Source organism: Pseudomonas sp. GW822-FHT04C11 (genome assembly GCF_058800905.1).
Window position 1 is genome coordinate 149,932 of the sequence record NZ_JBXAMS010000007.1, and the last position, 26,747, is coordinate 176,678.

23 protein-coding genes and 1 pseudogene are annotated in these 26,747 nt (G+C 59.5%); 15 read left to right on the plus strand and 9 right to left on the minus strand.

The features are described 5' to 3' along the window. Positions 1–315 precede the first annotated feature (315 nt). The 7 genes from AC1RJ3_RS13880 (at position 316) to AC1RJ3_RS13910 (ending at position 9,654) form a co-directional block, all read left to right on the plus strand. Complete coding sequence (locus AC1RJ3_RS13880; RefSeq protein ID WP_493079288.1) at positions 316–1,881, plus strand: glycosyltransferase; 1,566 nt, start codon at positions 316–318, stop codon at positions 1,879–1,881. Beyond that, a complete protein-coding gene (locus tag AC1RJ3_RS13885) occupies positions 1,875–3,179 on the plus strand; it encodes a glycosyltransferase (RefSeq protein ID WP_493079289.1) in 1,305 nt (434 codons plus the stop codon). The genes AC1RJ3_RS13880 and AC1RJ3_RS13885 overlap by 7 nt, the downstream gene beginning before the upstream one ends. Continuing rightward, the gene (locus AC1RJ3_RS13890) at positions 3,176–4,069 is read left to right on the plus strand and encodes a class I SAM-dependent methyltransferase (protein WP_493079290.1); all 894 of its coding nucleotides are present in this window, start codon (positions 3,176–3,178) and stop codon (positions 4,067–4,069) included. The genes AC1RJ3_RS13885 and AC1RJ3_RS13890 overlap by 4 nt, the downstream gene beginning before the upstream one ends. Then, the gene (locus AC1RJ3_RS13895; RefSeq protein WP_493079291.1) at positions 4,063–4,902 is read left to right on the plus strand and encodes a class I SAM-dependent methyltransferase; all 840 of its coding nucleotides are present in this window, start codon (positions 4,063–4,065) and stop codon (positions 4,900–4,902) included. Before AC1RJ3_RS13890 ends, AC1RJ3_RS13895 begins: the two co-directional genes overlap by 7 nt. A 93-nt stretch (positions 4,903–4,995) precedes the next feature. Continuing rightward, positions 4,996–6,204 carry an acyltransferase family protein gene (locus AC1RJ3_RS13900; RefSeq protein WP_493079292.1) on the plus strand — a complete coding sequence of 403 codons (1,209 nt, stop codon included), beginning with the start codon at positions 4,996–4,998 and terminating at the stop codon, positions 6,202–6,204. 116 nt (positions 6,205–6,320) lie between these two features. Then, positions 6,321–7,520, plus strand: coding sequence for a DUF3142 domain-containing protein (locus AC1RJ3_RS13905; protein ID WP_493079293.1), 1,200 nt, complete (start codon positions 6,321–6,323; stop codon positions 7,518–7,520). Further along, entirely contained in the window at positions 7,507–9,654 is a 2,148-nt protein-coding gene (locus AC1RJ3_RS13910; protein ID WP_493079294.1) for a hypothetical protein, read from the plus strand. The genes AC1RJ3_RS13905 and AC1RJ3_RS13910 overlap by 14 nt, the downstream gene beginning before the upstream one ends. Here AC1RJ3_RS13910 and AC1RJ3_RS13915 read toward each other — a convergent pair. Beyond that, a complete protein-coding gene (locus AC1RJ3_RS13915; protein WP_493079295.1) occupies positions 9,651–10,280 on the minus strand; it encodes a LysE family translocator in 630 nt (209 codons plus the stop codon). The genes AC1RJ3_RS13910 and AC1RJ3_RS13915 overlap by 4 nt on opposite strands. A gap of 144 nt (positions 10,281–10,424) precedes the next feature. Here AC1RJ3_RS13915 and AC1RJ3_RS13920 point away from each other — a divergent pair, with 144 nt between their 5' ends. The 7 genes and pseudogenes from AC1RJ3_RS13920 (at position 10,425) to cfaB (ending at position 18,470) form a co-directional block, all read left to right on the plus strand. Beyond that, the gene (locus AC1RJ3_RS13920) at positions 10,425–10,898 is read left to right on the plus strand and encodes an Lrp/AsnC family transcriptional regulator (protein ID WP_054594814.1); all 474 of its coding nucleotides are present in this window, start codon (positions 10,425–10,427) and stop codon (positions 10,896–10,898) included. 164 nt (positions 10,899–11,062) lie between these two features. Continuing rightward, the gene (gene hflK / locus AC1RJ3_RS13925) at positions 11,063–13,036 is read left to right on the plus strand and encodes a protease modulator HflK (protein ID WP_493079296.1); all 1,974 of its coding nucleotides are present in this window, start codon (positions 11,063–11,065) and stop codon (positions 13,034–13,036) included. Further along, entirely contained in the window at positions 13,033–14,082 is a 1,050-nt protein-coding gene (gene hflC, locus AC1RJ3_RS13930) for a protease modulator HflC (RefSeq protein ID WP_493079297.1), read from the plus strand. The genes hflK (AC1RJ3_RS13925) and hflC overlap by 4 nt, the downstream gene beginning before the upstream one ends. Beyond that, complete coding sequence (gene hflK, locus AC1RJ3_RS13935; protein WP_493079298.1) at positions 14,079–15,137, plus strand: protease modulator HflK; 1,059 nt, start codon at positions 14,079–14,081, stop codon at positions 15,135–15,137. The genes hflC and hflK (AC1RJ3_RS13935) overlap by 4 nt, the downstream gene beginning before the upstream one ends. Continuing rightward, complete coding sequence (locus AC1RJ3_RS13940; protein WP_493079299.1) at positions 15,134–17,044, plus strand: cation-translocating P-type ATPase; 1,911 nt, start codon at positions 15,134–15,136, stop codon at positions 17,042–17,044. Before hflK (AC1RJ3_RS13935) ends, AC1RJ3_RS13940 begins: the two co-directional genes overlap by 4 nt. 43 nt (positions 17,045–17,087) lie before the next feature. Further along, positions 17,088–17,198, plus strand: a pseudogene (locus AC1RJ3_RS13945) (HvfC/BufC N-terminal domain-containing protein); the annotation flags it as partial. 84 nt (positions 17,199–17,282) lie between these two features. After that, positions 17,283–18,470, plus strand: coding sequence for a C17 cyclopropane fatty acid synthase CfaB (gene cfaB / locus AC1RJ3_RS13950; RefSeq protein ID WP_493079300.1), 1,188 nt, complete (start codon positions 17,283–17,285; stop codon positions 18,468–18,470). Here cfaB and cls read toward each other — a convergent pair. After that, on the minus strand, positions 18,467–19,906 hold the full coding sequence (cls, locus tag AC1RJ3_RS13955) for a cardiolipin synthase (RefSeq protein ID WP_054594809.1): 1,440 nt from the start codon (positions 19,904–19,906) through the stop codon (positions 18,467–18,469). The genes cfaB and cls overlap by 4 nt on opposite strands. A 131-nt stretch (positions 19,907–20,037) precedes the next feature. Here cls and AC1RJ3_RS13960 point away from each other — a divergent pair, with 131 nt between their 5' ends. Beyond that, positions 20,038–20,559 carry a DUF3617 domain-containing protein gene (locus AC1RJ3_RS13960; RefSeq protein WP_054594808.1) on the plus strand — a complete coding sequence of 174 codons (522 nt, stop codon included), beginning with the start codon at positions 20,038–20,040 and terminating at the stop codon, positions 20,557–20,559. Here AC1RJ3_RS13960 and AC1RJ3_RS13965 read toward each other — a convergent pair. The 7 genes from AC1RJ3_RS13965 to folE2 are packed head-to-tail and all read right to left on the minus strand — an operon-like array spanning position 20,543 to position 26,720. Next, positions 20,543–21,463 (minus strand): His/Gly/Thr/Pro-type tRNA ligase C-terminal domain-containing protein, encoded by a 921-nt coding sequence (locus AC1RJ3_RS13965; RefSeq protein ID WP_493079301.1) that lies wholly within the window; start codon positions 21,461–21,463, stop codon positions 20,543–20,545. The genes AC1RJ3_RS13960 and AC1RJ3_RS13965 overlap by 17 nt on opposite strands. 36 nt (positions 21,464–21,499) lie before the next feature. Beyond that, entirely contained in the window at positions 21,500–22,837 is a 1,338-nt protein-coding gene (locus AC1RJ3_RS13970) for a dihydroorotase (protein WP_493079302.1), read from the minus strand. A 2-nt stretch (positions 22,838–22,839) separates the two neighbouring features. Continuing rightward, positions 22,840–23,400, minus strand: coding sequence for a gamma carbonic anhydrase family protein (locus AC1RJ3_RS13975; protein ID WP_489112023.1), 561 nt, complete (start codon positions 23,398–23,400; stop codon positions 22,840–22,842). Next, a complete protein-coding gene (locus AC1RJ3_RS13980; protein WP_489112024.1) occupies positions 23,397–24,281 on the minus strand; it encodes a metal ABC transporter substrate-binding protein in 885 nt (294 codons plus the stop codon). Before AC1RJ3_RS13980 ends, AC1RJ3_RS13975 begins: the two co-directional genes overlap by 4 nt. Before the next feature lie 11 nt (positions 24,282–24,292). Continuing rightward, positions 24,293–25,159 (minus strand): metal ABC transporter permease, encoded by an 867-nt coding sequence (locus AC1RJ3_RS13985; protein WP_347928459.1) that lies wholly within the window; start codon positions 25,157–25,159, stop codon positions 24,293–24,295. After that, positions 25,159–25,827 (minus strand): metal ABC transporter ATP-binding protein, encoded by a 669-nt coding sequence (locus tag AC1RJ3_RS13990; RefSeq protein ID WP_493079303.1) that lies wholly within the window; start codon positions 25,825–25,827, stop codon positions 25,159–25,161. Before AC1RJ3_RS13990 ends, AC1RJ3_RS13985 begins: the two co-directional genes overlap by 1 nt. Next, entirely contained in the window at positions 25,824–26,720 is an 897-nt protein-coding gene (folE2, locus tag AC1RJ3_RS13995; RefSeq protein ID WP_347928456.1) for a GTP cyclohydrolase FolE2, read from the minus strand. Before folE2 ends, AC1RJ3_RS13990 begins: the two co-directional genes overlap by 4 nt. Positions 26,721–26,747 lie beyond the last annotated feature (27 nt).

Genomic DNA, 26,747 nt, shown 5'->3' on the forward strand with positions numbered 1-26,747 from the left:
GTTTGGTAGCCAATCTGTGCCAATTGCGCGGCAATTTCAATAAGTCCCACCGTGACCGGTCAGTTCTCGTCAGCGTAGCCTGATTTATTCTCGCCGGACGGTTCACGAACCCTCGGCGGATGTGTTTAGAATGCCCCTCGTCATGATCGTCCAGGGTTCGGCGGGTTGTTCTGAAACTCCGCGAAACTGACCACTAAAACAAGAACGTAGACGGGCAAGAAGACGATGGACGAGGGCCGGCAAATACCGACTCGATCCATGGTTTTGCCGTCATAGAGTGAGGCTGCCGGGACGGCAGTTTCATCGTGGGATGCCATGAATTTCATTCTTTACTCGGACGTCAACGACAGTTCCATCAGCCAGAGCCTCGGTCGTCCCGAATACAGTTATTACTTCGTGCTCAAGGCTTATCGCCCGGTGCTCGAAAGCCTTGGGCGGGTGCATGTGGTGTCCTCCACTGCCGAGGTCGACCCCCTCTATCGACAATTGCTTGCCGTCGGCGAAGACAGCCTGTTCCTGTCCTTCACTCCGCCGCAGAAAACCCCGAACGACCTTGAGTGCCCGACGATCTGTGTAGTCGCCTGGGAGTTCGACTCGATTCCCGATGAGCAGTGGGACAACGATCCGCGACAGGACTGGACGCAAATGTTCGCGCGCCAGGGGCGGGTGATCACGCTCTCCAGTCACACCGCCCGGGCGATTCGTCGGGCCATGGGCGAAGACTTCCCGGTGTTGGTCTTGCCGACACCAATATGGGAAAACTTCTCGGCCATTCGTAGCTGCCACACCAGCAGGCCGGTCAACTCGGGATCGACCCTCGACATCAAGGGCTGCATCTTCGATAGCCGCACGCTCGGGCTGTCTGCCGATGCGCTGATTCCCGTGCCGCTGACCGCCGAGCAACTGGCGGAACTGGAAGCCTTGCGGCCGCCACCGCTGACGCTAAAGCGCCGCGTGGTCATTGCTCGCCATTACCTGCGCCTGTGGGCGCTGGATCTGGGCAAGGCGCAACCGGTGCCGGTTCATCGCACGCATTTCCTGAGCCAGTGGTACTGGGAGGGGATTCGCGATCTTTTGTCGGACGCTGCCCATTACCGACTGGCGAGGGTCCTGCCGGCCATCGCCGGCCCGCAGTCGATAGTGGCACCCGAGCCTGCCCCGATCGATTATCCCGACACCACCGCCCAGGTCGAAACCGATGTGGACGGCGTGATCTACGTCAGCGTGTTCAACCCTCAAGACGGTCGCAAGAACTGGCATCGGCTGATCTCGGCGTTCTGCTGGGCTTTCCGCGAAACCGAGGACGCCACGCTGGTGCTGAAGATTACCCACAACGATCTGTCGTCCTACTACACCGAACTGATGACCTTGTTGGCGCAGCTGTCGCCGTTCGCCTGTCGGGTGGTGGTGATGCACGGTTATCTGGACGATCCGCAATACGCCCGGCTCTACGAAGCCGCCAGTTACTACGTCAACGCTTCACGCTGCGAGGGCCTGTGCCTGCCGTTGATGGAGTTCATGGCCAGTGGCAAACCGGTGATCGCTCCGGACCACACGGCGATGGAGGATTACATCGACGAGCGCGTGGCGTTCGTGGTCGAGTCCAGCGAAGAGCTGACCATCTGGCCTCAGGACAGTCGCATCATCTACCGCACCCTGCGCTATCGGCCGGACTGGGGATCGTTGAAAACGGCTTACGAAAACAGCTATCGAATGGCCAAGGAGCAACCGCAGGATTATCAGCGTATGTCTCGCGCCGCCATCGAACGCATGTACGACTACTGCGCTTTCGCCCCGGTGCAACAGCGCCTGTCGGATTTTTTCGGGTTGGCACCGCTGACTTCGCAGGCAACAGCTGTGACGGATAACGCCTCATGCTGATCATCATTCATTCGGAAACCAACCAGCACACCATCGCCCAGAACCTTGGGCGCTCGGAGTACAGCTATTACTTCGTGCTCAAGGAATACCGGCCGGTGCTGGAGCGATTGGGGACGGTGGTGGAAGTCAGCGACCCGCAGACCGAAGTCGATGCCCTGTACCTCGACTGCCTGTCCCGTGGGGAAGATTGTGTGTTCCTGTCGTTCTCGCCGCCTCATCGCACACCGGTACATTTTGCCTGTCCGACCCTGGCGGTGTTCGCATGGGAGTTCAGTACCATTCCCAACGAGCCATTTGCCGGTGAACCGCACAATGACTGGCGTACCGTATTGCGGGCGTCAGGCGCGGCGATTACCCATTCCAGCTACACCGTCAATGCAGTGCGCGAGGCAATGGGCGCCGATTATCCGATCGTGGCAGTACCCGCGCCGGTGTGGGACCGTTTTGCCTCGCGGGGTGCACAGTTACAGCGCCAGCCGCTGGCCCGTCAGGTGCGATTGAAGATCAGGGGATTGTTGGCAGACAGTCGCCAGCTCGACCTGCGTGCCTTTGGTCCTGCGCATTTGCGCGCCGGCAAAGGTATCGATTTCCAGGCGCCGGCTCGCGAGCATGATTTAGTCCTCGACGGAGTGATCTACACCTCGGTATTCAACCCAAGTGACGGGCGCAAGAACTGGGAAGACATGCTCAGTGCCTTCTGCGTGACCTTCCGCGAGGTGGAAGACGCGACGCTGGTGCTCAAACTGACCCACCACGATGCCGAAGAAGCGCTGACCGACATTCTTCACCACTTGTACAAAAACCAGTCTTATCGCTGCCGTATCGTACTGATTTACGGCTACCTCGCGGATGCGGACTACGAGCGTCTGGTTCAGGCTACCAGTTATGTGGTGAACACATCCTACGGTGAAGGCCAGTGTCTGCCGTTGATGGAGTTCATGTCCTGCGGCAAGCCGGCGGTGGCGCCACGCACCACGGCGATGATCGATTACCTGGATGTCGACAACGCTTTCCTGATCGATACCACTGACGAACTGACCGCCTGGCCTCACGACCCGCGAAGGGCATTCCGCACCCTGCGATACGTCACCAATTGGGCGTCGTTGTGCAGGGCTTATCGGGCTAGCTACGAGGTTGCCAAAGACGATCCCGGGCGTTACGCACAGATGTCCACCCATGCGGTGGCCAGTCTCGAAACCTTCTGCAGCCAGGCAACCGCTGAACAACGCCTTGAAGGATTTTTTGCTCGGCTGTTCAAGGCCCGTGCGGTGTCTGCCATGGAAACCCCCAAGGCATGATCCGCGCACTGATGAAACGCCTGTTTCCAGCGGTGAAATCCAAACCGTTACCGATTGTGCCGAGCCCGGTTTCGCCCAGGGATGTGGGTCTGCACGACGCCGTGCTCGACGGCTGGTTTTCGGGTGACAGCGGTGAGTTGCTCAAGGGCTTCGCCATCACGGCGGACGACACCTTGCTGGACGTCGGTTGCGGTGAAGGTGTGGCGACGTTGTTTGCGGTGCGCCAGGGTGCGTCGGTGATCTTCACCGACAGCGAGCACGACAAGGTCCGCGACCTCGCCCGGCAAGTGGAAGCCCAGTCAGACAAGCCGAGCCTGGGGCTGGTGAGCAACAGCCTGCCGCTGCCCTTGGCCGATGGCTGTGCAAGCAAGGTCGTGTGCATGGAAGTGCTTGAGCACATCGATCAGCCCGAGCCGTTCATGGCCGAACTGGTGCGCGTGGGACGCCCCGGCGCGTTGTACCTGCTGAGTGTGCCGGCGCCGGTAGGTGAACACCTGCAAAAGGGCATCGCGCCCGCTGGCTATTTTCAATCGCCCAACCATGTACAGATCTTCACCCCGGAACGCTTTGCCGCGTTGGTTGAAGACGCTGGGCTGGTGATCGAGCATCGTCAGGCCGCAGGCTTTTTCTGGGTCATGGGCATGATCTTTTTCTGGGCCGGCGAGCGTGCGGCCGGGCGTGACCTGGGCGGGGCGGTGCGTGACCGGATCACGCCACCGTTCTCACCGTTGATGGAGAGTTGGGCGCGTACCTGGCAGGACTTGCTGGCGCAACCCGACGGGCTGGCGATCAAACAGATGCTGGACGGATTCATGCCCAAAAGCCAAGTGATTATTGCCCGTAAACCCTACGCAAGCAGCGACCCCCACACTGGAGCCACCTCATGCTGAGCCTTCTGAAAAAACTTACGGCGGGCAAAAAAACCGCTCCGATGCAGGCAGAAGTTGCGGCAGCCACCCCGCCCAAGGTCGACTCCTACCAGCTGGGCCTGGAAGATGCCATGCTCAGTGGCTGGTTCAATCAGCAAATCCACGAGCTGTATACCGGGTTCAAGATTTCCCCTGAGGACACGGTGTTGGACGTCGGTTGTGGGGACGGCGGCAACGTGCGTTATTGTGCGATGAGCGGCGCGAAAATCATTGTCGCTGACATCGACGCCGCAAAGATTGCAGCTACCGGCGAGCGCCTCAAGGACACCCCGGCGCGTGATGTCGAATGCTATGTCACGGACTGCAACCCGCTGCCATTGCCTGACGCCATTGCCACGCGCATTGTGTCCACCGAAGTGATCGAACACGTGGACGATCCGGCGCAGTTTCTCGCAGAACTGGTGCGGGTTGGCAAGCCAGGCGCCTTGTACTTGCTCAGTGTTCCCCACCCCAGCTCCGAACACCTGCAAAAGGGCATTGCCTCCGAGCAATATTTCCAGAAGCCCAATCACATCCGGGTCATCGGCGAAGAGCAGTTCAAGCAGATGGTTGGTGATGCCGGCCTGGAAGTGATCAGTCACAGCCAGTTCGGCTTCTACTGGTCGATGTGGATGTTGCTGTTCTGGGAGACTAAGGTCGATCTCTACAATGCCGATCATCCGCTGCTCAATCACTGGGCTGAAATGTGGCGGCTGATTCTTGACTCCCCACGCGGTCCGCAGCTCAAGCAGGCGCTGGATGCGGCCGTGGCAAAAAGTCAGGTGATCATTGCCCGCAAGCCGCTGTCTGCCTAGCGCTGAGCAGCCAGGCGCCCGAATGACAACTGCCGGTCAATCAAGCTGACTGGCGGCCGCAGATGAAAACCAATAATGAATGTAGAGCGTTCGATGAGTAGCAAGAAAAACCTGGAAATCGAATACCTGCGTGGCATGGCGATTGGCCTGACCCTCTTCGCGCATCTGTCGATGCTGCTGCCGTTCTACAAAGACTTTTTTTCCCGTGTGTTCAATCTGTATGCCATGGGGTCAGGGGTGGATTTATTTTTCTGCATCTCAGGCTACGTTGTAAGCAAAAGTTATCTGGACTACTTCGACAAACACCGGCAACAGGGTAGCTACGGTCTTGCGACCTTTACCTTCTGGCTGCGGCGTGCGTACCGACTGCTGCCTACAGCTTGGCTCTGGGTACTGATTCCGCTGTTCTTTTCGATTTTCTATAACCAATCCAATGCATTTGATTCCTGGTTCAACAACGTTCGCAGTTTCACAGCAGTTGCCACCTTCAGCGGTAACCTCGCGAATCAATATGGAATGTTGCTGGGTCCCAATTCCGTTTACTGGAGTCTGGCACTGGAAGAGCAGTTTTATTTCATTTTCCCCCTGTTCCTATTGTTGGTTACCTCGCAGCGCTGGCGAGTCATCGTGTTGCTGCTGCTGATTGCTGCGCAGTTCGGTCTTGATCGCAACATGTTCGCTCCTGCCCCGGCGGCCATGCTGTTTTCATTCCGTCTGGATGCCATGATGTGGGGCATTTTACTGTGCATGTTCACCCGCACCGACCTCTACAAACAGATGGAACCGATAGTCCTGCGCAGTAGCCTGCTCAAACGTCTGGGTGTGACTCTGTTCTTGCTTTACATGCTCGGTGCCGCGGGTGCGCAATTGAGTTCGACACCGATTGCCTACGGCCTGGTCGCGATCGTGTCGGTCATTCTCGTTTGGCTGGCCAGCTACCAGAAAGGCTATGTGTTCAGCCCTTCGCCACTGTCTCTTGTGCTGGAATGGCTAGGCTCGCGCTCGTACGCACTGTATGTGATTCATGTGTTTGCCTATCACCTGAGCACTGAAATATGGTCGCGGGTTGCCACGGAACAAGGACTTACACTTGCTCAGGGTTTCACCACCGAACTGCTACTGACAGCGGTGGCAATCATGCTGGTATGCGCTGAGCTGAACTACCGCTTCATCGAAACACCCTTGCGACGCCGGGGTGCGGAAATCGCCCGGCGCAAACTGGCACACCTGGAAACTGAGTCAGCCCCCCAACCGCCTCGCCCGTCAACGCCTGACATTCTCCCCGGCGCGGTGAAAGAGTGAGGCAGGCTCGACATCAGCTTGTAGCGAAAAAGTGATTCTGAGTGGCTAGTGTCAGTCAGTTAAGCGCAATCCATGTGGGGTCGGCGCACGGCCGTCCCCAAAGGTTCCATGCCTTAATGTCTGCGATATTCTTTGTCCGTTGCACGCTGGTACTAGCCGCTTTGCTGCTCAGCGCGTGCCAGCAGCAGGACGCGCCGCCGCTCGATCAACAGCTTTACGTCTGGCAGCGGCAATGGACCGATGCCCATGAGGATGCTCTGGCTCAATCGCGCGGGGACTTTTCGACGTTGCGGGTGTTGGCCTTACAGACTTATCCACAGGCTGGCTGGCGTCGCGCGCGAATCAACCCGGCGCTGTTGAAAAATGATGGTCGCCCGCTGATTGCGGTGATTCGACTCGATGGCCAGCTCAAGAGCCTGGATCAAACCGAAACCATAGCGCAGATCCAGCGTGTAGTAGCTGATTGGCAGGCTCAGGGGCTGACACCGGCGGGCGTCGAAATTGACCACGATGCTGGCACGGCGCGCCTGCCGGCCTACCGTGAGTTTCTCGTTGGATTGCGCAACGTGTTGCCGGCTACGTTGAAACTGAGCATCACGGCGCTGCCGGCCTGGCTCGACAGTCCCGAACTGCCGGGGTTGCTGGCGGTGGTCGACAGCAGCGTGTTGCAGGTGCACGCGGTGAGCAGTCCCGAACACGGGTTGTTTGATCCGGCCCAGGCGAAACAATGGACCGGGCGCTGGAGTCGGATCACTGCGAAACCTTTCTACCTGGCGTTGCCGGCCTACGGTATCGCATTGCTGCCGGGGGACGGCGGGGCGCCGATAGTCGAAAGCGAAGTGCCGTTAGAACGCGTTGGCCAGCGCCGTGAGTTGCTGGCTGATCCGCACCAGTTATCGACACTCGCCAGTCAATTGCGCGCCGAGCCACCGCCCCATCTGGCCGGGTTGATCTGGTTTCGTCTGCCGCTCAAGAGCGATCGACGCGCGTGGAGTCTGGCAACGTTGCGCGCGGTGGCGCACGGTGATCGGTTGGCCAGTCAGCTCGAGCTGAACCTTTCCAGCCATGACGGTCTGTACGACATTGCGGTGAGCAATCGCGGCAACCTCGACGCAGGTCTGCCCGAGCGCGTGACGCTGGCGGTCACTGAATGCGATGCGGTGGATGCGCTCAACGGCTATGCCGTGCAGCAGACACCCGGACAACTCAGCTTTACCCGCCTCAAAGACGGCCGATTGCCGGCAGAGGCCGAACGCACCCTTGGTTGGGCGCGCTGCACAAAAATTGATCAAGGAAGTTCTCATGTCTATCCCTAACTGGCCGCGTCAATTGCTCGCTTTAGGTCTCTGTCTGCCGCTGGGCTGCGCGATGGCTTGTGGGCCTGATTTTCCGCTGCGCTTGCTCGGTGACCGGGCACAGACCCTGGGTGAATTGCCGGAGGGCAGCTTCCGGTTCGAAGTGAATCGCCTGGGCAAATCCATCGCCGGTTTGAAGCCTGCACAGGTCATGACGGGCGACTTTGTTTACGGCGCAGAGAATGATCTTTATGTGCAGGCGCGAAAAACCGCTGAACAGATGGGTTTGAGCGACGCTCAGCGCGCGCAGGTAGCGCAGTTGCGAACACTTCCGGACGCGCAACAAGTGCAAGCCGAGGGCGCCAACCTGCCGCCTGAACTCAGCCTGTACACCGCCGGAGCGGTAGCCTTCAATGCGGGCGAACATGCCGTGGCGGCAGAGTATTTCCGCAAAGTGCTGGCGTTGCCGGCCGATCAGCGGGCGTTGCGCAGCACCTGGGCGGCTTACTCGCTGGGACGGGCCTTGTTCGCCATCAGTCAGGAGGCCAATGACCTCGATGAAACCGGGCGCCGCGAGAGTCTGCAACAGGCCCGTCAGGCCTTTGTGCAGGCTCGCCAGTTGAGTATCGAAGGCTTCAGCGACCCTCAGGAATTGGGCGTCGCCAGCCTCGGCGAAGAAGCGCGGTTGGTACGTCTGGCCGGCGACTGGAACACCGCCGTCGAGCTTTACGCGACCCAAAGCCTGCAAGGCTCGCAAGTCGGTTACAGCTCGCTCAAGCAGTTGATGAATGAACTGGGCGAGATGCCGGAGGCGCAGCTCAACGAGGTACTCAAAGGCAAAGCGGTGCAGCAATTGGTCACGGCGGCGTTGATCAGCCATGTCGGCTGGTCGTACGGTGAACAACCGCCAGCTGAACAAAAAATGATCAAGTCGCTGGTCCAGAGCACCGTTGGCAGTCTGGATAACGCCGACCGTCTGGCGGCGCTGAATTATCAGATCGGTGATTACGTCACCGCCAAAGCCTTGCTCGAACATGCCGGTGACGGCGGCCTGGCCTGGTGGCTGCGAGCCAAAATGGCGTTGCGTGAGGGTGACAAAGCGGCGGCTGCCGGCGCCTATGCCAAGGCAGCCAAAGCCTTCCCGCAGGATGAAAACTGGGGCGATCGCAGGGCGTCCAGCGGCGACTACGAAACGCTCAAACCCGGCTGCCGGGTCGACGGTGAAAGTGCGCTGTTGGCGCTGGAGCGTGGTGATTACCTGCAAGCCTTTGAGCAGCTGTATCGCAGCCAGGATCTCTACTGGGAAGACGCGGCTGTTGTCGCGGAACGGGTGCTTACCGTCGATGAATTGAAGCAGTTTGTCGATCGTCAGGTGCCAGCACCAACGCCGTTGACCCAGCAGGAGCGCGAGCGTTATGTGCCGGTACCGATCGCGGCACGTCTGCGGAACTTGCTCGGGCGTCGGTTGCTGCGTGAAGAGCGCTACGACGAAGCACCGGGGTACTTTGATAATCCTGAGTTGCAAACCAAGGCCAAACATTACGCCGAGCTGCGCCAGGAGGCTGAATCAGCGTGGTGGCCCACTCGTCGTGCAGCGGCTTATTTCAATGCAGGCATGGCTGCTCGTCATTGGGGAATGGAGCTTCTCGGTTACGAAATGGCCCCGGATTACGCGACATTCGATGGCAACTACAGCCTTGAGACAACTGAGTTAAAAGTCGGTCCGCTGATTTCAGAAGGGGAGGTGCAACGCCAGCAGGCCAGCGCAGCCAAACCGGACGAACGTTTCCACTACCGTTACATTGCTACAGGCCTGGCTAGCAAGGCGGCGGACCTGTTGCCCCACAGCAGCGGGGCGTTCGCGGCGGTTCTGTGTGCAGCGGCGGGTTTTGGTACCAGCGTTGAGGAGGAAAAGGCCTTCTACCAACGTTACGTCAAAGAAGGACCTTATGTGGATTGGGCGGTGAACTTCGGGCATCAATGCCCTTATCCCGACTTTCAGAACGCCGATAAACGTTACGTGACTCAAGTCCTGGAGCCCGTGCGTTCAACCTTGCGGCCCTATAAAAAGTGGCTGCAAATGGGGTCTGTGGTGATGTTCACGGCATTGGCCCTGTTGCTGATCAATCGCCACAAGCGCAAGGCCCATCGTTAAGCCTGCTGAACGAACGTCAGGCGCAGTGCAAAACCGATCAGCAGGCTGCCAAACAGCCATTGCTGCATGCGCTGCGCCGAGGGGCTGCGTTCAAGCCAGCGACCGAGCCAGGCACCGATCAGTGCGTAACCACTGTCGAACAGCAAACCGGCCACCACCAGCAACACGCCCAGGGTCGCGAACTGCGTCAGCACCGGCCCTGCCTGCGGGTAGATGAACTGCGGCAACAGCACCGAGCAAAACAGCAGCGCCTTGGGGTTGAGCAGGTTGGTCAACAAGCCGCGCTGGATCGCCGCGCGCCACGCAAGTTTCGCAACGGCTGTGCCGTTGGCATTCAGGTTCGGCAGCATGTTTGAGCGCAAGCATTGAATCCCCAGCCACAGCAGATAGGCCGCGCCGGCCAGGCGCACCACTTCAAAGGTCCAGGGTGCAGCCTTGAATAGCGTCGCCAGGCCCAGCGCTGCCAGCGCAACGTGGCAACCCCGGGCAATCGCCAGGCCAATGGCGGTGGCCAGCGCGGCGGCTTTGCCCTGTCGGGCACCGGTTTGCAGCAGCAGAATCATGTCCGGGCCGGGCAACAGGTAAACCACTGCCAAGGCCAAAAAGAACATCCAGAGTCCTGCCATGCTGCACCCCATTCGTTAGCGATTCGGTGATCAAAGTCTAGGGCCGAAGGGCAGGGCAGGTGGTTGCGTAGTCGCGGCTGGAAACAGCTAGACTTGGCAGCTTCTGCCAATCAATGAATAAAAACAGTCGGGAACTGCCAAACCATGAAACTGGACGCCTACGACCGCCGAATCCTTGCCGCGCTGCAACGCGACGGTCGCCTGAGCAACGTGCAACTGGCGGATGAGATCGGCCTGTCCGCTTCGCCGTGTCTGCGTCGGGTGCGAATGCTGGAAGAGGCCGGGGTGATTCGCGGGTATCAAGCCAACCTGGATCGCGACGAAGTGGGGCTGGGGCTGACCGTGTTTGTCGGGGTCAAGGTCGAGCGCCACAACGACGAAGAGGCCGAAGCGTTTCGACTGGCGGTAACGGCATTGCCCGAGGTGATTTCGGCGTTTCTGGTGTCAGGCGAATCGGATTTTCTGCTGCAGGTGGTGGTGCCGGATTTGCGCGGTTATGAGCGTTTTCTGACCGGCAGTCTGCTCAAGTTGCCGGGTGTGAGTGATATTCGCAGCAACTTCGCAATTCATACGGTGAAAACCCCAGGACCATTACCGCTGGGGCATTTGCCGAGCTGATGCTCAGCCCGGCTACGCTTTCATCTTTATATGTGCGGGTTGGGTGATGGGCGGGGAGCCAAAAATTCACTACCATCGTTATATCGTAACGATTTGCAAAAAATGCAACGGCCTGACGACTTATCCACAGGTCTGGTTCACGTAACAGCAAGTACTGAGGTGGTATGCAAGTCGATCTGGAGGCTGAGGGGACGAACGTGGAAGGACTGCCGCGTTTTCAGCAGGCGGTGTTTCACGGACGTCGGTTGAAGCGGGTGGGCATCGGCCTGGCGAGTCTCGCAGCAGCAGGCTTGTTGTTGGCGTTTTTTGTCGGGCTATTTGCACCGCAATCGATCTGGCCGCCGCTATTGGTCAGTCAGTCTTCGGCGTTGATCGTGGTGGTGGCCGGTTTGCAATCGGCCTGGTGGATCACCCAATGGCGGGCGCGGGCGCTGGTTGAACCGGTGGTTGTGCTGGCTGCGGAGCAGCTCGAACCGATCGAGGCGCTCGGCTGGTATGAGCGACTGTTGGCGCGAGCGGGTGAGCGCTGGATCGGGTTGCTGGCGCAGATCGGCGCACCGACGTTGTGGCTGGCCGGTTGGTCATTGCTGGCGTTGTTCAGCCTCGAACAATTCTGGAACCTGACATTACCCGCCGCTGCACTGGGTCTTTCGGCCAGCGTTGGGGCGGCGCTATCGTTGTTGCTGGCGTTCGGCTTGCTGGTGTGCGAGCGCCAACTGACTCAGGAAGTTCCCGCGCAATGGCCCGAAGCCGGGCAGTTGGCGCAGCTCACTCGCGTGGCGATCATCTGTCTGGTGACCGGCGCATTCTGCCTGTTGTTCAGCAGCGAAACTGCTGTCTGGCCGGTGCGTCTGGCGGTATTGATCGGTCTATTGCCGGGGCTGGTCGCCGCAGAGTTGTTGCTGCGTGCGGTGTTGTCGTTGTTCAGTCCGCGTCGCGATCTGCTCGAACCGACGTTGCTGGCGCGCAGTTTTGTCGCGGACATGTTGCGCTGGCCACCACAACCTTTGTTGGCGTTGCAGCACGAATTGCATAACCGCTTTGGTATCGATCTGCGACAGATCTGGGCTTTCACTTACATGCGTCGGGCCTTCTTGCCTGTGCTGAGCGTGGTGCTGTTCGTGGGTTGGCTGCTCACCGGGATTCACGAAATACCGCTGCAAGGGCGGGGGATCTACGAGCGCTTTGGCAAGCCGGTGCAGGTGTTTGGCCCGGGTTTGCATGCCGGTTTGCCTTGGCCGTTGGGGCGGGTGCTGAGTGTCGAAAATGGTGTGGTTCACGAATTGGCGACCAGCGTCGGTGACACGCCAGCGGTGACGGTGGCCGATCCTGCGGAAGGGCCCGCGCCGGCGATTGCCAACCGGTTGTGGGACGCCAGCCACGTGAATGACAAGTCCCAGGTGATTGCCAGTAGCAGTAACGATAAACAGAGCTTCCAGATCGTCAACATGGACGTGCGTTTTGTCTACCGCATCGGTTTGAGCGATCAGGCCGCGTTGGCGGCGACCTACAACAGCACCGATGTACCTACACTGATTCGCAGCACCGCGAGCCGGATTCTGGTACACGACTTTGCCTCGCGGACCCTCGACGGTTTGCTCGGCGCAGATCGGGTAGGGCTCGCCGAAGACATTGGTCGTGCCGTGCAGGCTGATTTGCAGAAACTCGACAGTGGCGTGGAAATCCTCGCCACGGTCGTCGAAGCGATTCACCCTCCGGCCGGCGCTGCCAACGCCTATCACGGCGTGCAAGCGGCGCAGATCGGCGCGCAAGCATTGATCTCGCGCGAGCGTGGCGCAGCTGCCGAGCAGACCAATCAGGCGCAGTTGCAGGCCAGTGTCGCCCATGACCAGGCGCTGGCTACGGCCCGCGAAGTCAACGCTACGGCCCAGGCCGCCGACCTGCGCTTCGCTGCCGAGCGCAAAGCCTACGCCGTAGCCGGTCGGGCCTTTGTGCTGGAGCAATATTTCGCACAACTGAGCCAAGGATTAGCCAACGCCAAAGTACTGGTCCTCGATCATCGTCTGGGCGGCAACAGTACGCCGACCATCGACTTACGCAGCTACACGTTACCCGCCACCTTACCGACTGACACTTCGCCGTCACGTCAACCCGTTCAGTCAGGAGCCGCCAATTGAGCCCGTCGCATTCCCACGAGCCGCATGATCATCACGACCACGCCGGCCACGACCATGGCCATGGCGGGCATCATCACGGCCATCACCATCATCACCATGGCGACCAGCAAGAGGCGGGCCCCTTCCCGTGGCGACGCATGGGCTGGGCGGCGCTGCTGGTGCTGTTTGCCATTGCGGCGGCGAGCCTGGTGCAAGTGCGTTCGGGCGAGGCGACGGTGATTACCCGTTTCGGCAATCCTTCGCGGGTGCTGCTGGAGCCCGGCCTCGGTTGGCGCTGGCCGACACCGTTCGAGGCGGCGATTCCGGTCGACCTGCGTCTGCGCACCACCTCCAGCGGTTTGCAGGACGTGGGCACGCGCGATGGTTTGCGGATCATCGTTCAGGCTTATGTCGCGTGGCAGGTGCAGGGTGATCCAGACAATGTGCAACGCTTCATGCGAGCGGTGCAGAACCAACCGGACGAAGCAGCGCGGCAGATTCGTACGTTTGTCGGCTCCGCGCTGGAAACCACTGCCAGCAGTTTCGACCTGGCCAACCTGGTGAACACCGACGCCAACCAGGTGCATATCGCTGATTTCGAGGCGCAACTGCGCAAGCAGATCGATCAACAGCTGCTGACCACTTACGGCGTGCGTGTGCTGCAAGTGGGTATCGAACGGCTGACATTGCCGTCAGTGACCCTGACTGCCACCGTCGATCGTATGCGCGCCGAGCGTGAAACCATTGCCACCGAACGCACGGCCATCGGCAAGCGCGAGGCGGCGCAAATCCGTTCTGCCGCCGAGCGCGATGCGCGCATCGTCCAGGCCGACGCCACAGTGAAGGCTGCGGACATCGAGGCTCAATCGCGGGTTGAAGCCGCGCAAATCTACGGCAAGGCTTACGCGGGTTCGCCGCAGTTGTACAACTTGCTGCGTTCGCTGGACACCTTGGACACGATGGTAAAGCCGGGCACAAAGCTGATTCTGCGTACCGATGCTGCGCCATTCCGAGTGTTGGTTGATGGACCGCCGACGCTGGATAACAAATCTGGGTCGCAGCCATGAGTGTGGTTCCACGTGGAACAAATGAACTCGACAGCCCGTGGATTCAGGCGGGGCGTCTGGCATTTCTCGCGCTTTATGCGGTAACGGTGTTGGCTGCGTTGGCTTGGGCTTTCTCCAATGTGCGGCAGATTGATCCGCAGAATCGCGCCGTGGTGATGCACTTCGGCGCGCTGGATCGCATCCAGAACGCCGGCTTGCTGTTGGCGTGGCCGCGTCCGTTCGAGCAGGTGATTTTGTTGCCGGCAGCGGATCGGGTGATCGAACGGCGGGTGGGAAATCTGCTGCGCTCCGATGCTGCGCTGCAAGGTGAGCGTGTGGCGAATTTCGCCAATCCACTGAGCGATGCGCTGGCCGGCTCTGGGTATTTGCTCACTGGCGATTCGGGCGTGGTGCAACTGGATGTTCGGGTGTTTTACAAAGTGACCGAGCCTTACGCCTTCGTCCTGCAGGGTGAACATGTGCTGCCGGCGCTGGATCGTTTGGTGACTCGCAGTGCGGTGGCGCTGACGGCTGCACGAGACCTGGACACCATTCTGGTCGCTCGGCCGGAGTTGATCGGTGCCGACAATCAGGCCGCCGAACGTCGCGAACGTCTGCGCGGTGATCTGGTGCAAGGGATCAATCAGCGCTTGTCCGAGTTAGCCGCGACGGGGTTGGGACTGGGGATCGAAGTCGCCCGGGTCGACGTGCAATCGAGTCTGCCCGAACCGGCGGTCAATGCTTTCAACGCGGTACTGACTGCCAGTCAGCAGGCAGATAAGGCCGTGGCGAACGCACGTACTGAAGCCGAAAAACTTACTCAGACCGCGACCCAACAAGCTGATCGCACGCTGCAAGTGGCTCACGCTCAAGCAAGTGAACGCCTGGCCAAAGCGTCGGCCGACACTGCCACGGTGCTCAGCCTGGCCCAGGCACAACAGAAGGGCAGCGACCCGGAAATGCTCCTGCGGATCTATCGCGAGCGTATGCCGAAAATTCTCGGTCAGGCCGGTTCGGTTACCACGGTCAACCCTAAAGACGATTCCCGCCTGATCATTCAGGGAGCCGAACAATGACCGTTCAAACCGCCGCCGCGCCAAGCATGTTGAGCACGGCTGAACAACGCAGCGCCGCACGCCAGTTGACCCTGGCGATGCTCGCTTTGGGCTTGCTCGGCCTGGGGCTGGTCTGGCGCTGGTTGTCGCCGGAGCAAACCGGTGTCAGCCAGTTATTGCTCGGGTTGGCTTCGTTGCTGGTGGCCGTTCCGGTCATGCGTTCGGCTTGGTACAGCCTGCGCTATCCGAGCCTGCACGGAATCACCGATCAACTAATCGCCTTGGCGATGATGGGCGCCTGGGCGACGGGAGATCTGCTGACCGCGGCCTTGTTGCCAATCATCATGATCTTCGGCCATGTCCTGGAAGAGCGCAGCGTGATTGGCTCTCAGGAAGCGATCCACGCGCTGGGCCGTCTGACGCGCAGCCACGCACGCAAGGTTCAGGCCGATGGCTCGATTATCGAAATCGACAACGCTACGCTGAAGGCTGGAGACATCGTCGAAGTGCGCGCAGGCGATCGAGTCCCAGCGGATGGGCGGGTGTTGTCCGGTCAAGCGAGCCTGGACACTGCGCCGATTACCGGTGAGTCGGTGCCGCTTGAGGCCATCGTCGGCATGCAAGTGTTCGGCGGGGCGATCAACCTCGATGGTTTGCTGCGGTTGGAAGTGACCCGCACCGGCAACGAATCGACCCTCGGCAAAGTCATCGCGCTGATGCAAAGTGCCGAGCGCTCCAAGCCACCGATCACCCGTTTGCTGGAACGCTACGCCGGCAGCTACATGGTGCTGGTGTTGCTGTTGGCCGCAGTGACCTGGTTCGTCACCAATGATGCGCAAGCAATGCTCGCGGTACTGGTTGCCGCCTGCCCATGTGCATTGGTGCTGTCGGCCCCGGCCACGGCGATTGCCGGGATCGCCGTGGCTGCGCGCCATGGCATCCTGATTCGCAGCTCGGCATTCCTCGAAGAGTTGGCGGACCTGACGTCGTTGGTGGTCGACAAGACTGGCACCCTGACGTTTGGCACGTTGCGTTTGCAGTCGATCGACAGCCCGGTCGAGGACCGCAGCACCTTACTGAAACTGGCCGCCAGCCTCGGTTCGGCCAGCAGCCACCCGGTCAGTCGGGCATTGGCCGGGTTGGTCGCTCAGGAGCATTTCCTGTTGCTGTCGGATATTCGGGAACGCCAGGGTTTGGGTGTGGTGGCGATGACCGAACAGGGCGAAGCGGCGCTCGGCCGACCTGAATTGTTTGCGCAGTTGGGCATCGCCACCTCGACGGTGCCGGTGCACGATGGGCCGATTGCCGGTCTGGCATTGGATGGGCGTTTCCTCGCGTGGCTGTTGTTGGCAGACAGCATCAAACCGGAAGCGCGTTTTGCCATGAGAGAACTGCGCGAACTGGGCCTTGGCCGGCAGTTGTTGTTGACCGGTGATCGACAAAGCGTCGCCCACAGCCTGGCCCATGAAGTCGGCATCAGCGATGTCGAGGCGCAAGCCTTGCCGGAAGACAAACTCAATCGCGTCCTGACTGAAATCGACAATGGTTTCCGGCCGATGGTGGTCGGCGACGGCATCAATGATTCGTTGGCGCTGAAGGCTGGCGTGGTCGGAGTGGCCATGGGCGCGGGCGGGGCAGACATCGCCCTGGCCTCGGCCGACATCGTATTGATCGGCAGCGATCTGCGTCGACTCGGGACTTGCGTACGCCTGAGCCGCCAGTGCCGGCAGACCTTGCAGGTCAATGTGATCATCGGTCTGGGCTGGACGCTGGCGATCGTCGCGTTCGCCGCGTTTGGCTGGCTGGGAGCGGCAGGGGCGATGATCGCTGCGGTCCTGCATAACCTGAGCACGTTGCTGGTGTTGGGCAATGCCGGGCGTTTGTTGCGGTTCCAGGAGCCGCTGCTGAAGCTGAAAGAAGAAGGTTGAGGACGTGGCCGGTCAGTTCGTAACGCGACCTGTAGCAGCTGGCGAACTGTGCGCACAATTGACAGTCAACTGTGAAGAGGGCGCACCTCTTCAGGTCGTTACGTGGCTGAAACAGTGGGTTTACGACAGCTTGTTGCTCTATCGTGACTCATAGGAAAAGGCTATTAAATCGATAGCCAGCTAATTTTCCACAATGGTCTACCCTCAAATCAGACGTCTGAAACAAGGGGGACTATTCATGCTCGCGCAACTGCCACCGGCCCTACAGAATCTGCAATTACCGCTTCGCTTGCGACTCTGGGACGGCCATGAATTTAATCTGGGCCCTGCGCCCAGCGTCACGATTGTGGTCAAGGACCCACAAATGGTGTCTCAATTCACCCACCCAAGTCTCGACCTGCTGGGCGCCGCTTTCGTTGAGGGCAAGCTCGAACTTGAAGGCCAGATCAGCGATGTGATCCGGGTATGTGATGAGTGGAGCCAAGCGTTGCTGGATGATGCCGACGGCAAGCAGCCGGTGCGCTCTGTCCATGACAAAGCCACCGACGCGGCGGCGATTTCCTATCACTACGACCTCTCGAATGCTTTCTATCAGCTCTGGCTCGACAGTGACATGGCGTATTCCTGCGCTTACTTCGAAACCGGCAGCGAAACCCTGGAACAGGCCCAACAAGCAAAATTCCGCCACCTGTGTCGCAAACTACGGCTACAACCCGGCGAATACCTGCTGGATGTCGGCTGCGGCTGGGGAGGGTTGGCGCGTTATGCGGCGCGAGAGTTCGGGGTGAAAGTATTTGGCATCACCCTTAGCAAGGAGCAGTTGGCATTGGCCCGGGAGCGGGTGATCGCTGAAGGTTTGCAGGATCAGGTTGAGCTACAACTGCTCGATTACCGCGATCTGCCTCAGGATGGGCGGTTCGATAAAGTCGTGAGTGTCGGCATGTTCGAACACGTCGGGCACGCCAACCTGGCGGAGTACTGCAAGACATTGTTCGGTGCCGTGCGTGAAGGCGGCCTGGTGATGAACCATGGCATTACCGCCAAGCACACAGATGGCCGGCCGGTCGGACGCGGAGCGGGTGATTTCATCGAGCGCTACGTATTCCCTAACGGGGAATTACCGCACCTGTCGATGATTTCGGCTGAAATCAGTGAAGCGGGGCTGGAGATCGTCGACGTCGAAAGCCTGCGTCTGCATTACGCACGCACGCTGGACCACTGGAGCGAGCGGCTGGAGGACAACCTTGAAGCCGCTTCCAAAGAGGTGCCGGAGCAGGCGCTGCGGATCTGGCGACTGTACCTGGCAGGCTGCGCCTATGCGTTCGCACGAGGCTGGATCAACTTGCACCAGATCCTCGCGGTCAAGACCCATCCCGACGGCAGCCATGAGCTACCGTGGACGCGTGACGATATCTACAACCCTTAAAGGATCGGCGAGATAAGCCGGGCGACCCGCATGCCAAGCTGTTGCAGGCGGTGGGTCTTCCGGCTTTCGCCTTTGGCAATTTCGTGGGCCTGAGCAAAGTCGTCGTTGAGCATATGTTCCACCAAACCTGCGAATTCGCTGTCGACGGTCAGTAGCATGACTTCGAAGTTGAGCCGGAACGAACGGTTGTCCAGATTCGCACTGCCGATGGCCGTGATCTCACTGTCGATCAGCACGACCTTCTGATGCAGGAAGCCCGGTTGGTAACGGAATACCCGAACCCCGGCGCGTACCGCTTCGAAAGCGTACAGGCTGGAGGCGGCATAGACGATCCGGTGATCCGGTCGAGATGGCAACAGGAGCCGCACATCGACACCGCGCAGCACCGCCAGGCGTAGCGCGGCAAATACCGCTTCATCGGGTATGAAATACGGGCTGGTGATCCACACGCGTTCGGTCGCGGAGTGGATGGCTTCAACGAAAAACAGCGAGCAGGTTTCGTAAGGGTCCGCCGGTCCGCTGGCCAGTAGTTGGCAGAGTACGCCGTCATCGGGGTAGCTCTGTGGCAGTATCAGCGGTGGCAGTTTTCGGGAGGCCCAGAACCAGTCTTCCGCGAAAGACTCCTGCATGCACGCAACCACGGGGCCGCTGACGGCGATATGCGTATCGCGCCACGGTGCCAGCGGTGGTTTCTGGCCCATGTATTCGTCACCGACGTTATGCCCGCCGACAAAGCCCAGCGCGCCGTCGACCACGACAATCTTGCGATGGTTACGGAAGTTCACCTGGAACCGATTGAGCCAGCCACTGCGTGTGGCAAACGCTTCGACCTGCACCCCGGCATCACGCAAGGGTTGAACATAGCTGTGAGGCAGGGAATGGCTACCGATCCGATCGTAGAGCAGGTAAATAGCGACGCCTTCAGCGGATTTTTCCATCAGCAGTGTTTGCAGGCGTCGGCCGAGCTGGTCGTCATGGACGATGAAAAACTGAATCAACACGGCTTCACGGGCGGTGCGTATCGCTTCGAAAATCGCATCAAAGGTTGCCTGGCCGTTGATCAATAGCCGTACCTGATTGTTTGCCAGGCACGGCATCCGCCCCAGCTTCGGCATCGCCCGCAACGAGGTGTAGGCTTTGGAGGCGCGGGCGGTCAGCGCTTCCTCGATCCACGGACGCCAGTTCAGGTCGGCGATGGCCTTGTGCATTTCTTCGTTGGCTTGCCGACGAGCCTTGATATAAGCGTCGAAGGTGCTGCGACCGAAGACCAGATAAGGGATCAGCGTCAGGTAAGGTATGAAGACCAGTGACAAGGCCCAGGCAATCGAGCCTTGAGCGGTCCTGACGGTCAATACGGCGTGAATGGCGGCGATCGTGCCCAGTGAGTGGATGAGCGCGATCAGATACGCGAAAAGATGGGGTCCAAAAAAATCCATGGGGCAATCATGCTCCTGACAATTCAATGCTTAACAGACCATGTTCCACGGTGAATGTCGCTATTTAATTAGACATGCAACCGAAGTAGATTGGCGACGTCTAACGGGCACTATTGTCTAGGAGTTACTCGATGAACGTACGTCTGCTGGGTTTGGCCATGGCTGTTGGCTTGTCACTTCCTGTGGTCGCTCAGGCGCAGATGCTGCAACCGGGTTTGTGGGAGTTGACCTCAAGCAACATGAAGGTCGATGACCAGAACCTCCCGGATCTGCAGTTGATCCTTAACCAGTTGGGCAGCCAGATGACGCCGGCACAAAAGGCTGCACTGGAGAAACAGGGCATCACCATGGGGGGTAAAGGGATTCGTGTGTGCCTGACCCAGGCACAGGTTCAATCCGACACCATTCCCCTGCAAGACCCACAGTCAGGCTGCACGCAGCAGGTCACCGACCGCAGCGGCAACCAGTGGAAATTCCGCTTCAGCTGCCCGAAAGCCCAGGGCGCCGGTGTTGCTACGTTCCTTAGCGATCGCGAATTCAACACCACGGTCAACGGCACGTTCAACGCCACCGGCATTCAGCAAAAGGGCAGCATGGATACACGCGCCGTGTGGCTGGGACAGGATTGCGGAACGGTCAAACCTCGCGCTTGATCTCTATTGCTGGCAAGGCTGCGGCCTTGCCAGCGACAGCGTCCACTTCGATCCGCAGCCGCTCACACACCACTTCAACACTCATCCGCCCAAAATCCTCGCCCTTGCCGCTGCGCAAACTGACGAATCCGCCGTCCATTTCCTTGTCACCGATCACCAGCAAGTAGGGCACCGCCAGCAGAGTGTGGTGGCGAATCTTGTTCCCGATGTTTTTCTTGCGTAGATCGGAGTTGGCGCGAAAACCTGCGCGACGCAGTGCTTCGGTGACTGATTGTGCGTAGCCGATCTGACGCTCATCGATGTTCACGACGACTACCTGTTGCGGGGCTCGCCATTCATCGAGCTCCTGCTGACTAGCCCAGCACACGCCGTAAATCCGTTGCCGCGATGTTCCGCAAAGATGGGCCAGGGTGAACGCCTGCAATACTCTGGTTGAAGGTACGTACGGACCATCACCCATCTCTTCGAAGTTCCCCTGCCGAGATTGCGACAGCACGTAATTGATCGAGTGGTTGGTGGTTGCCAGGGCGTACATCCGCGCTTCGATCAGCTTCAGGTCGTCAAGCTGTAACGATTGTTCGTGGGTAAGTTCACAGTAAAAACCATCACCGACAACCGCACCTGCGTACAGCTTTACCTCGGTATAGAGCTGCCTGATCGCCATCGCCAACAAGCGCACGCAAGACCGGCGAAGGATCTCCAGACCTTCCGGTTCCTGCGGTGTGACGATGTTCACCCGTGCGTCCTGACTGATCACGAATGCACAATCCACCAGCGTGCCATTCACCCGGCCGGCGACCGCCGCTTTAGCCAGGCCAATACCAATGCTGGCTGCAACTTCAAATACCGAGAGTGGTTGGTCGTACTCGCGCAGCGAGCCGTCAGGCAGGGTGATGTGAATCATCGTCGGTTTTCCTGGGTGTCTCATGCAAAACGCTATTCAACGCATAAACCGTAAGGGCAAACCCTGACAGTCTTCATTTAGACGTTCGGCGTGCCAGGCAATTTGCCCCGAAACCAATGTCGTGCTGACGCTGTGTCGAAAGTGCTGCCCGGCGAACGGTGTCCAGCCGCATTGAGCGAGAATCGGCTGCTGGGAAACAGCTTTGCCGGCAGGCTCTGGTTTGATCAAAACGAGGTCGGCCCAATAACCTTCACGCAGGTAACCGCGATCCGGTATGGCAAACAGATCGGCCACGCGATGGCTGGTTTTGGCCACCAGGGTGGTCAGTGGAATCAACTGATCGGCCACCAGTTCCAGCAGCGCGGGGAGGGCGTGTTGTACCAGCGGCAACCCGGAAGGTGCCTGTCGGTAGGGCAACTGTTTTTCAGCCCAGGTGTGGGGCGCGTGGTCGCTGCCGATGATGTCCAGTCGGCTGCTGAGCAACGCTTGGCGCAATGCATCGCGGTCAGCTTGAGTCTTGATCGCCGGGTTGCACTTGATGAGATTACCCAGGCGCAGATAGTCGCGATCATCGAACAGCAAGTGATGCAGGCAGACTTCGGCGCTGATGTGTTTTTCCTTCAGCGGTTTGTCTTCGAACAAGGCCAGTTCGCGAGCAGTGGTCAGGTGCAAAACATGCAATCGAGTGCCGTGTCGTTTGGCCAGATCGACCGCCATTGAGGAGGAGCGAAAGCACGCCTCGGCATCGCGAATCAGCGGATGAGCCGCAACGGGAATGTTCTCCCCGAACAGTTCGGCAAGGTTGTTTTCGTTGGTCTGAATGCTTGGCGTGTGTTCGCAATGGGCTAGCAGGATCGTCGGAACCTCGGCAAAAAGCCGTTCAAGAATTTTCGGGTCGTCCACCAGCATGTTGCCGGTGGAGGCGCCCATGAAGACTTTGACCCCGGCGACCTCGCAGGGGTTGAGAGCTGCGACAGTGTCGAGGTTGTCGTTGCTGACGCCGAAGTGAAAGCCGTAATTGGCCACCGAGTGGATCGCCGCCCGGCGCTTTTTTTCGGCCAGTGCATCGAGCGTCAGGGTTGCCGGTCGGGTGTTGGGCATGTCCATGAAACTGGTGATACCCCCCGCTACGGCTGCCCGCGATTCGGTATGGATGCTGCCTTTGTTCGGTGCACCCGGATCACGAAAGTGCACCTGGTCGTCGATCATTCCCGGCAGCAACCATTGGCCATTGGCGTCGATTTCCAGCGTCGCGTTTTCACCTTCGATGCTGCTGGCGATCTTCACAATGCGCCCGTGATCCACCAGCAGATCGGCGTCGAACTCGCGGCCTTCATTGACCAGTCGGGCGTTGCGAATCAGCACGCTGCTCATGCTCAAAACTCGTTCTGCAGGGCTTTGTAGCCGCGCACCAGATCGACGTTGGTGCGCGCCACGTCCTCAGAAAACTCTGAGGCGCTGATGCTGACCGGCGGAAACTGCGACAAGTCGGTTTTGGGGCCGATGCGTGTGGTGGACGGCACATAGAAGTCGGCCGGCAAGTCTCGCCCGTCGACCACCGAGTTGTGCCGCACCACGCAGCCGTCGCCGACCGCACAGTTGAACAGCACGCTGTTGAAACCGATGAACACCCGGTTCCCGACGGTGCACGGGCCATGGACGATGGAGCGGTGAGCGATGGAACTGAACTCGCCGATGGTCACCGCTGCACCGGATTTGGAGTGGATCACCACACCATCCTGAATGTTCGAGTTGGCGCCGATGGTGATCGGTTTCATCTCGCCCGAGTCATCGACTTCATCAGCACGGATCACCGCATAAGGACCGACGAAGACGTTCTCGCCAATCACTACCTTGCCGCAGATGATCGCGGTTTTATCGACGTAGGCGGACTCGGCAATCCGCGGTAAATCACCGGACGGGTTCTTGCGGATCATGGCGTGCTCAAGGCGTTGTAAAGCGTGTTGAGGTTGTATTCGAACAGCCCGGAAAAGGTGCTGGCCGGACCTTCGGCGGCGAGTGCATCCGAGTACAGGGTGCCGCCAATGTGCGCGCCGCTTTCATCGGCGATTTGCTTGAGCAGGCGGGCGTCCTTGATGTTTTCCATGAACACCGCTTTGACCTTGGCCTGACGGATCTGGGTGATCAATGCGGCCACTTCGGCGGCAGACGGTTCGCGTTCGGTGGACAGGCCTTGAGGTGCCATGAAGTCGATGCCGTACGCTTGACCCAGATAGCCGAAGGCGTCATGAGACGTAACGATCTTGCGGTTGCCCGGAGGCAATGCGCCGAGCTTGGCTTTGGCTTCGGCCAGCAGACGGTAGATCTGTTTCAGGTAGGTCTGGCTGTTGTGTTCGTAGTCGGATTTGTTCGCCGGGTCTGCGGCGATCAGCGCCTTGGTGATGTTGTTCACATAGAGTTCGGTATTCGCCAGATTGTGCCAGGCATGCGGGTCGGGGAGGGTCTCGCCGTTCTCGTTCATGGTCCTTGGAATCACCCCGCGGCTAGCGGTGATTACTGGGGTTTTGGTGGCAGTGCTGGCAACCATGCGGTCCAGCCACGGCTCGAAACCGAGGCCGTTCTTGAAGATCAGCTTGGCTTTGAGCAGGGCCTTGGCGTCGTCCGGAGTGGGCTCGTAGGTATGAGCGTCAGCGTCCGGGCCGACCATGTTGGTGATCTGGATGTGTTCGCCGCCGACCTGATGAACCATGTCGGCAAGGATGCTGAAGCTGGTGACCACCGGGAGCTTTTCGGCTGCCGATGCCGTTGAAAGCGACATCGACAACCACACACTGAATAGCACGAGTAGAGCGCGCATCGGGAAACACCTCATTGGGACGTGAGCAAAGGCGGGCGCCGCAGCAGTCCGTGCACCGGACCGAACACCACGGATAGCAGGTACAACGCGCCGGCTACCAGCACGATGGCCGGGCCGCTGGGCAGCGAGTAGTAGAACGACAGCAACAGACCGAACCATACCGAGAGACAGCCGAGCAGCCCGGCGATGGCCATCAACATTGGCAAGTGACGGCTCCAGAAGCGTGAAGCAGCGGCCGGCAACATCATCAAACCGACCACCATCAGTGCGCCGATGGCCTGGAAACCGATCACCAGATTCAGCACCACCAGGGTCAAAAACACGCCGTGTGCCAAAGGGCCAAGACGGCTGACGGTTTGCAGAAACAGTGGGTCGAGGGTGTCCAGCAGCAGTGGCCGATAGATCAGCGCCATGGCGATCAGGCTGATCCCCGAGACCCAGAGCATGCCGGTTAATGTTGGGCCATCGACAGCCAATGCCGAGCCGAACAACAGGTGGAGCAAGTCGAGGCGTTTGCCGGCTATCCCCAGAATCAGCACGCCACTGGCCAGCGAGATGGGGTAGATCGCCGCCAGGCTGGCGTCCTCCCGAAGGCCAGTGCGGCGAGTGATCCACGCTGCCAATCCGGCCATGCTCAGCCCCGCGCCGAGGCCACCGATGGTCAGTGCTGGCAAGCTCAAACCGGCGAACCAAAACCCTAATGCGGCGCCAGGCAAGATGCCGTGAGCCACGGCGTCGCCGATCAGGCTCATGCGCCTCAGGATCAGAAACACCCCAAGCGGTGCGGTGCTGCAAGCCAATACCAGACCGCCGATTAGAGCTCGGCGCATGAACACGAATTCGTGGAACGGTTGCCAAAGTTGCGCAGCGACGAGCATTACGCCACCTGCGTATGTGGTTGCTGGAGGATCAGTTCACGGCTCGGCGCCAGGACACAGCCCGAGCTTTTGATCAGCAATGCTTGAGGAATGTGTTGGCGAACCGCAGCCAGGTCATGACACACCACGACCAGCGTTCGGCCCTCGTTGTGCCAGCTGTGGATGTGTTTCCACAGCAGCGCCTGGCCGAGTTCGTCCAGTGCGGCGTGAGGTTCGTCGAGCAGCAACAGTGGCGCTTCGGCGAGGCTCAGACGAGCGAGCAGGGCGCGTTGCAATTCGCCGCCCGACAGCGCCATCAACGGGCGTTGTTCCAAACCGTTCAGACACCAGTCGTTCAGCACGCTGTCGAGGCGTTGGCGGCGAACGTCCGGAGTTTGTTTGTTGCCCCAGAATCCGGCACTCACCAACTCTTGCAGGCTGATGGGGAACTGTCGGTCGAGGTGCTGTTGTTGTGGCAAAAAGGACAAGCCACCTCGTGGTGAAACATCGAGGACGACTTTACCTGCTAGCGGCTTTTGCAGACCGGCGATGACTTTCAGCAAGCTGCTTTTGCCCGAGCCGTTGGCACCAATGATTGCGGTCAGGCTGCCGCGGGGCAAATTGAAATCGAGGGCGGGAGTGAGCGGTTGACCGGGCGCACCCCAGCGGAGCCTTTGGCAGCGAATCATGCGGCCTCCCAGTTCCAACGACTTTCAGCGACTGCATCGTGGGCGTGCAGACTTTCAGCGTGAACCACGCGCAACTGAAATGCCTTGATGCCGGGAGAGCGTTTCAACGCCAGATTCAAACGTCGTGCAGCGTCTTCGCAGAACATCAGGTTCTGGCCATTCGCGAGAGCGAAGGCTTGTTCGTCGGCACGCTTTACTGCGGTTTGAACGGCGGTGCCGAGCGCGGCTTCCGCATCATTGATCGCCGCGATCAAGGGCAGATCGTCCAGATAGTCATCCAGTCGTAGCCGCAATTGCGCACTGCTGCGTTGGCTGTGGGGCGTCGCGACGATGCCTTTTGATGATCCGAGCCAAGTCAAAACGTCGGCGTGCTGCAACGGTTTGTTGGCAAAGTCATCGATGAATTGCTGCTGAATAAGTTGTCTCGACAGTGCGGCTGAACAGGGGCATGTGGACGAATAAAGAACTTCAATTTTAAGTTCCACGTGGAACACTGTGTTTTCCAAGCGCGCTTCGATGCTGATCGGATAGCTTTTCCAGCCGGCCAAAGGGCTGATCAGGGCTGGGCGTTTGAGCAGTAAATCAGCGTGAATGCGCAGGTAAGCGGCATTGGATAAACCCTCGTGGCTGTCGAGGAAACGTTGCAGAACTTGCCGCAATAACGCCGGGGTGAGGCTTTCTTGCTCCAGCATCTCCAGCGCCAGATACAGCCGCGACATATGAATGCCACGCGCTTCGCCATCATCGAGACTGACGCCCGCGTCGGCTCTTGCGCTTAATCGCTGACCGTCGAACACAACAGGAAGAGCAATGCCGCACATGCCCACCCATTCGAGTGGCAAGGCTTGGCGTGAGGCCTGCGCGGCGATATCCGGCAAAGTCAGCGCATTCATGAGCAGGTCCATCGTTGGAAATATTTT

What these genes read in the sequence shown, in the direction of transcription:
- AC1RJ3_RS13880 (WP_493079288.1), top strand. Translation starts at nt 316, where the DNA reads ATGAATTTCATTCTTTACTCGGACGTCAACGACAGTTCCATCAGCCAG.
- AC1RJ3_RS13885 (WP_493079289.1), top strand. Translation starts at nt 1,875, where the DNA reads ATGCTGATCATCATTCATTCGGAAACCAACCAGCACACCATCGCCCAG.
- AC1RJ3_RS13890 (WP_493079290.1), top strand. Translation starts at nt 3,176, where the DNA reads ATGATCCGCGCACTGATGAAACGCCTGTTTCCAGCGGTGAAATCCAAA.
- AC1RJ3_RS13895 (WP_493079291.1), top strand. Translation starts at nt 4,063, where the DNA reads ATGCTGAGCCTTCTGAAAAAACTTACGGCGGGCAAAAAAACCGCTCCG.
- AC1RJ3_RS13900 (WP_493079292.1), top strand. Translation starts at nt 4,996, where the DNA reads ATGAGTAGCAAGAAAAACCTGGAAATCGAATACCTGCGTGGCATGGCG.
- AC1RJ3_RS13905 (WP_493079293.1), top strand. Translation starts at nt 6,321, where the DNA reads ATGTCTGCGATATTCTTTGTCCGTTGCACGCTGGTACTAGCCGCTTTG.
- AC1RJ3_RS13910 (WP_493079294.1), top strand. Translation starts at nt 7,507, where the DNA reads ATGTCTATCCCTAACTGGCCGCGTCAATTGCTCGCTTTAGGTCTCTGT.
- AC1RJ3_RS13915 (WP_493079295.1), bottom strand. Translation starts at nt 10,280, where the DNA reads ATGGCAGGACTCTGGATGTTCTTTTTGGCCTTGGCAGTGGTTTACCTG.
- AC1RJ3_RS13920 (WP_054594814.1), top strand. Translation starts at nt 10,425, where the DNA reads ATGAAACTGGACGCCTACGACCGCCGAATCCTTGCCGCGCTGCAACGC.
- hflK (WP_493079296.1), top strand. Translation starts at nt 11,063, where the DNA reads ATGCAAGTCGATCTGGAGGCTGAGGGGACGAACGTGGAAGGACTGCCG.
- hflK (WP_493079298.1), top strand. Translation starts at nt 14,079, where the DNA reads ATGAGTGTGGTTCCACGTGGAACAAATGAACTCGACAGCCCGTGGATT.
- AC1RJ3_RS13940 (WP_493079299.1), top strand. Translation starts at nt 15,134, where the DNA reads ATGACCGTTCAAACCGCCGCCGCGCCAAGCATGTTGAGCACGGCTGAA.
- cfaB (WP_493079300.1), top strand. Translation starts at nt 17,283, where the DNA reads ATGCTCGCGCAACTGCCACCGGCCCTACAGAATCTGCAATTACCGCTT.
- cls (WP_054594809.1), bottom strand. Translation starts at nt 19,906, where the DNA reads ATGGATTTTTTTGGACCCCATCTTTTCGCGTATCTGATCGCGCTCATC.
- AC1RJ3_RS13960 (WP_054594808.1), top strand. Translation starts at nt 20,038, where the DNA reads ATGAACGTACGTCTGCTGGGTTTGGCCATGGCTGTTGGCTTGTCACTT.
- AC1RJ3_RS13965 (WP_493079301.1), bottom strand. Translation starts at nt 21,463, where the DNA reads ATGATTCACATCACCCTGCCTGACGGCTCGCTGCGCGAGTACGACCAA.
- AC1RJ3_RS13970 (WP_493079302.1), bottom strand. Translation starts at nt 22,837, where the DNA reads ATGAGCAGCGTGCTGATTCGCAACGCCCGACTGGTCAATGAAGGCCGC.
- AC1RJ3_RS13975 (WP_489112023.1), bottom strand. Translation starts at nt 23,400, where the DNA reads ATGATCCGCAAGAACCCGTCCGGTGATTTACCGCGGATTGCCGAGTCC.
- AC1RJ3_RS13980 (WP_489112024.1), bottom strand. Translation starts at nt 24,281, where the DNA reads ATGCGCGCTCTACTCGTGCTATTCAGTGTGTGGTTGTCGATGTCGCTT.
- AC1RJ3_RS13985 (WP_347928459.1), bottom strand. Translation starts at nt 25,159, where the DNA reads ATGCTCGTCGCTGCGCAACTTTGGCAACCGTTCCACGAATTCGTGTTC.
- AC1RJ3_RS13990 (WP_493079303.1), bottom strand. Translation starts at nt 25,827, where the DNA reads ATGATTCGCTGCCAAAGGCTCCGCTGGGGTGCGCCCGGTCAACCGCTC.
- folE2 (WP_347928456.1), bottom strand. Translation starts at nt 26,720, where the DNA reads ATGAATGCGCTGACTTTGCCGGATATCGCCGCGCAGGCCTCACGCCAA.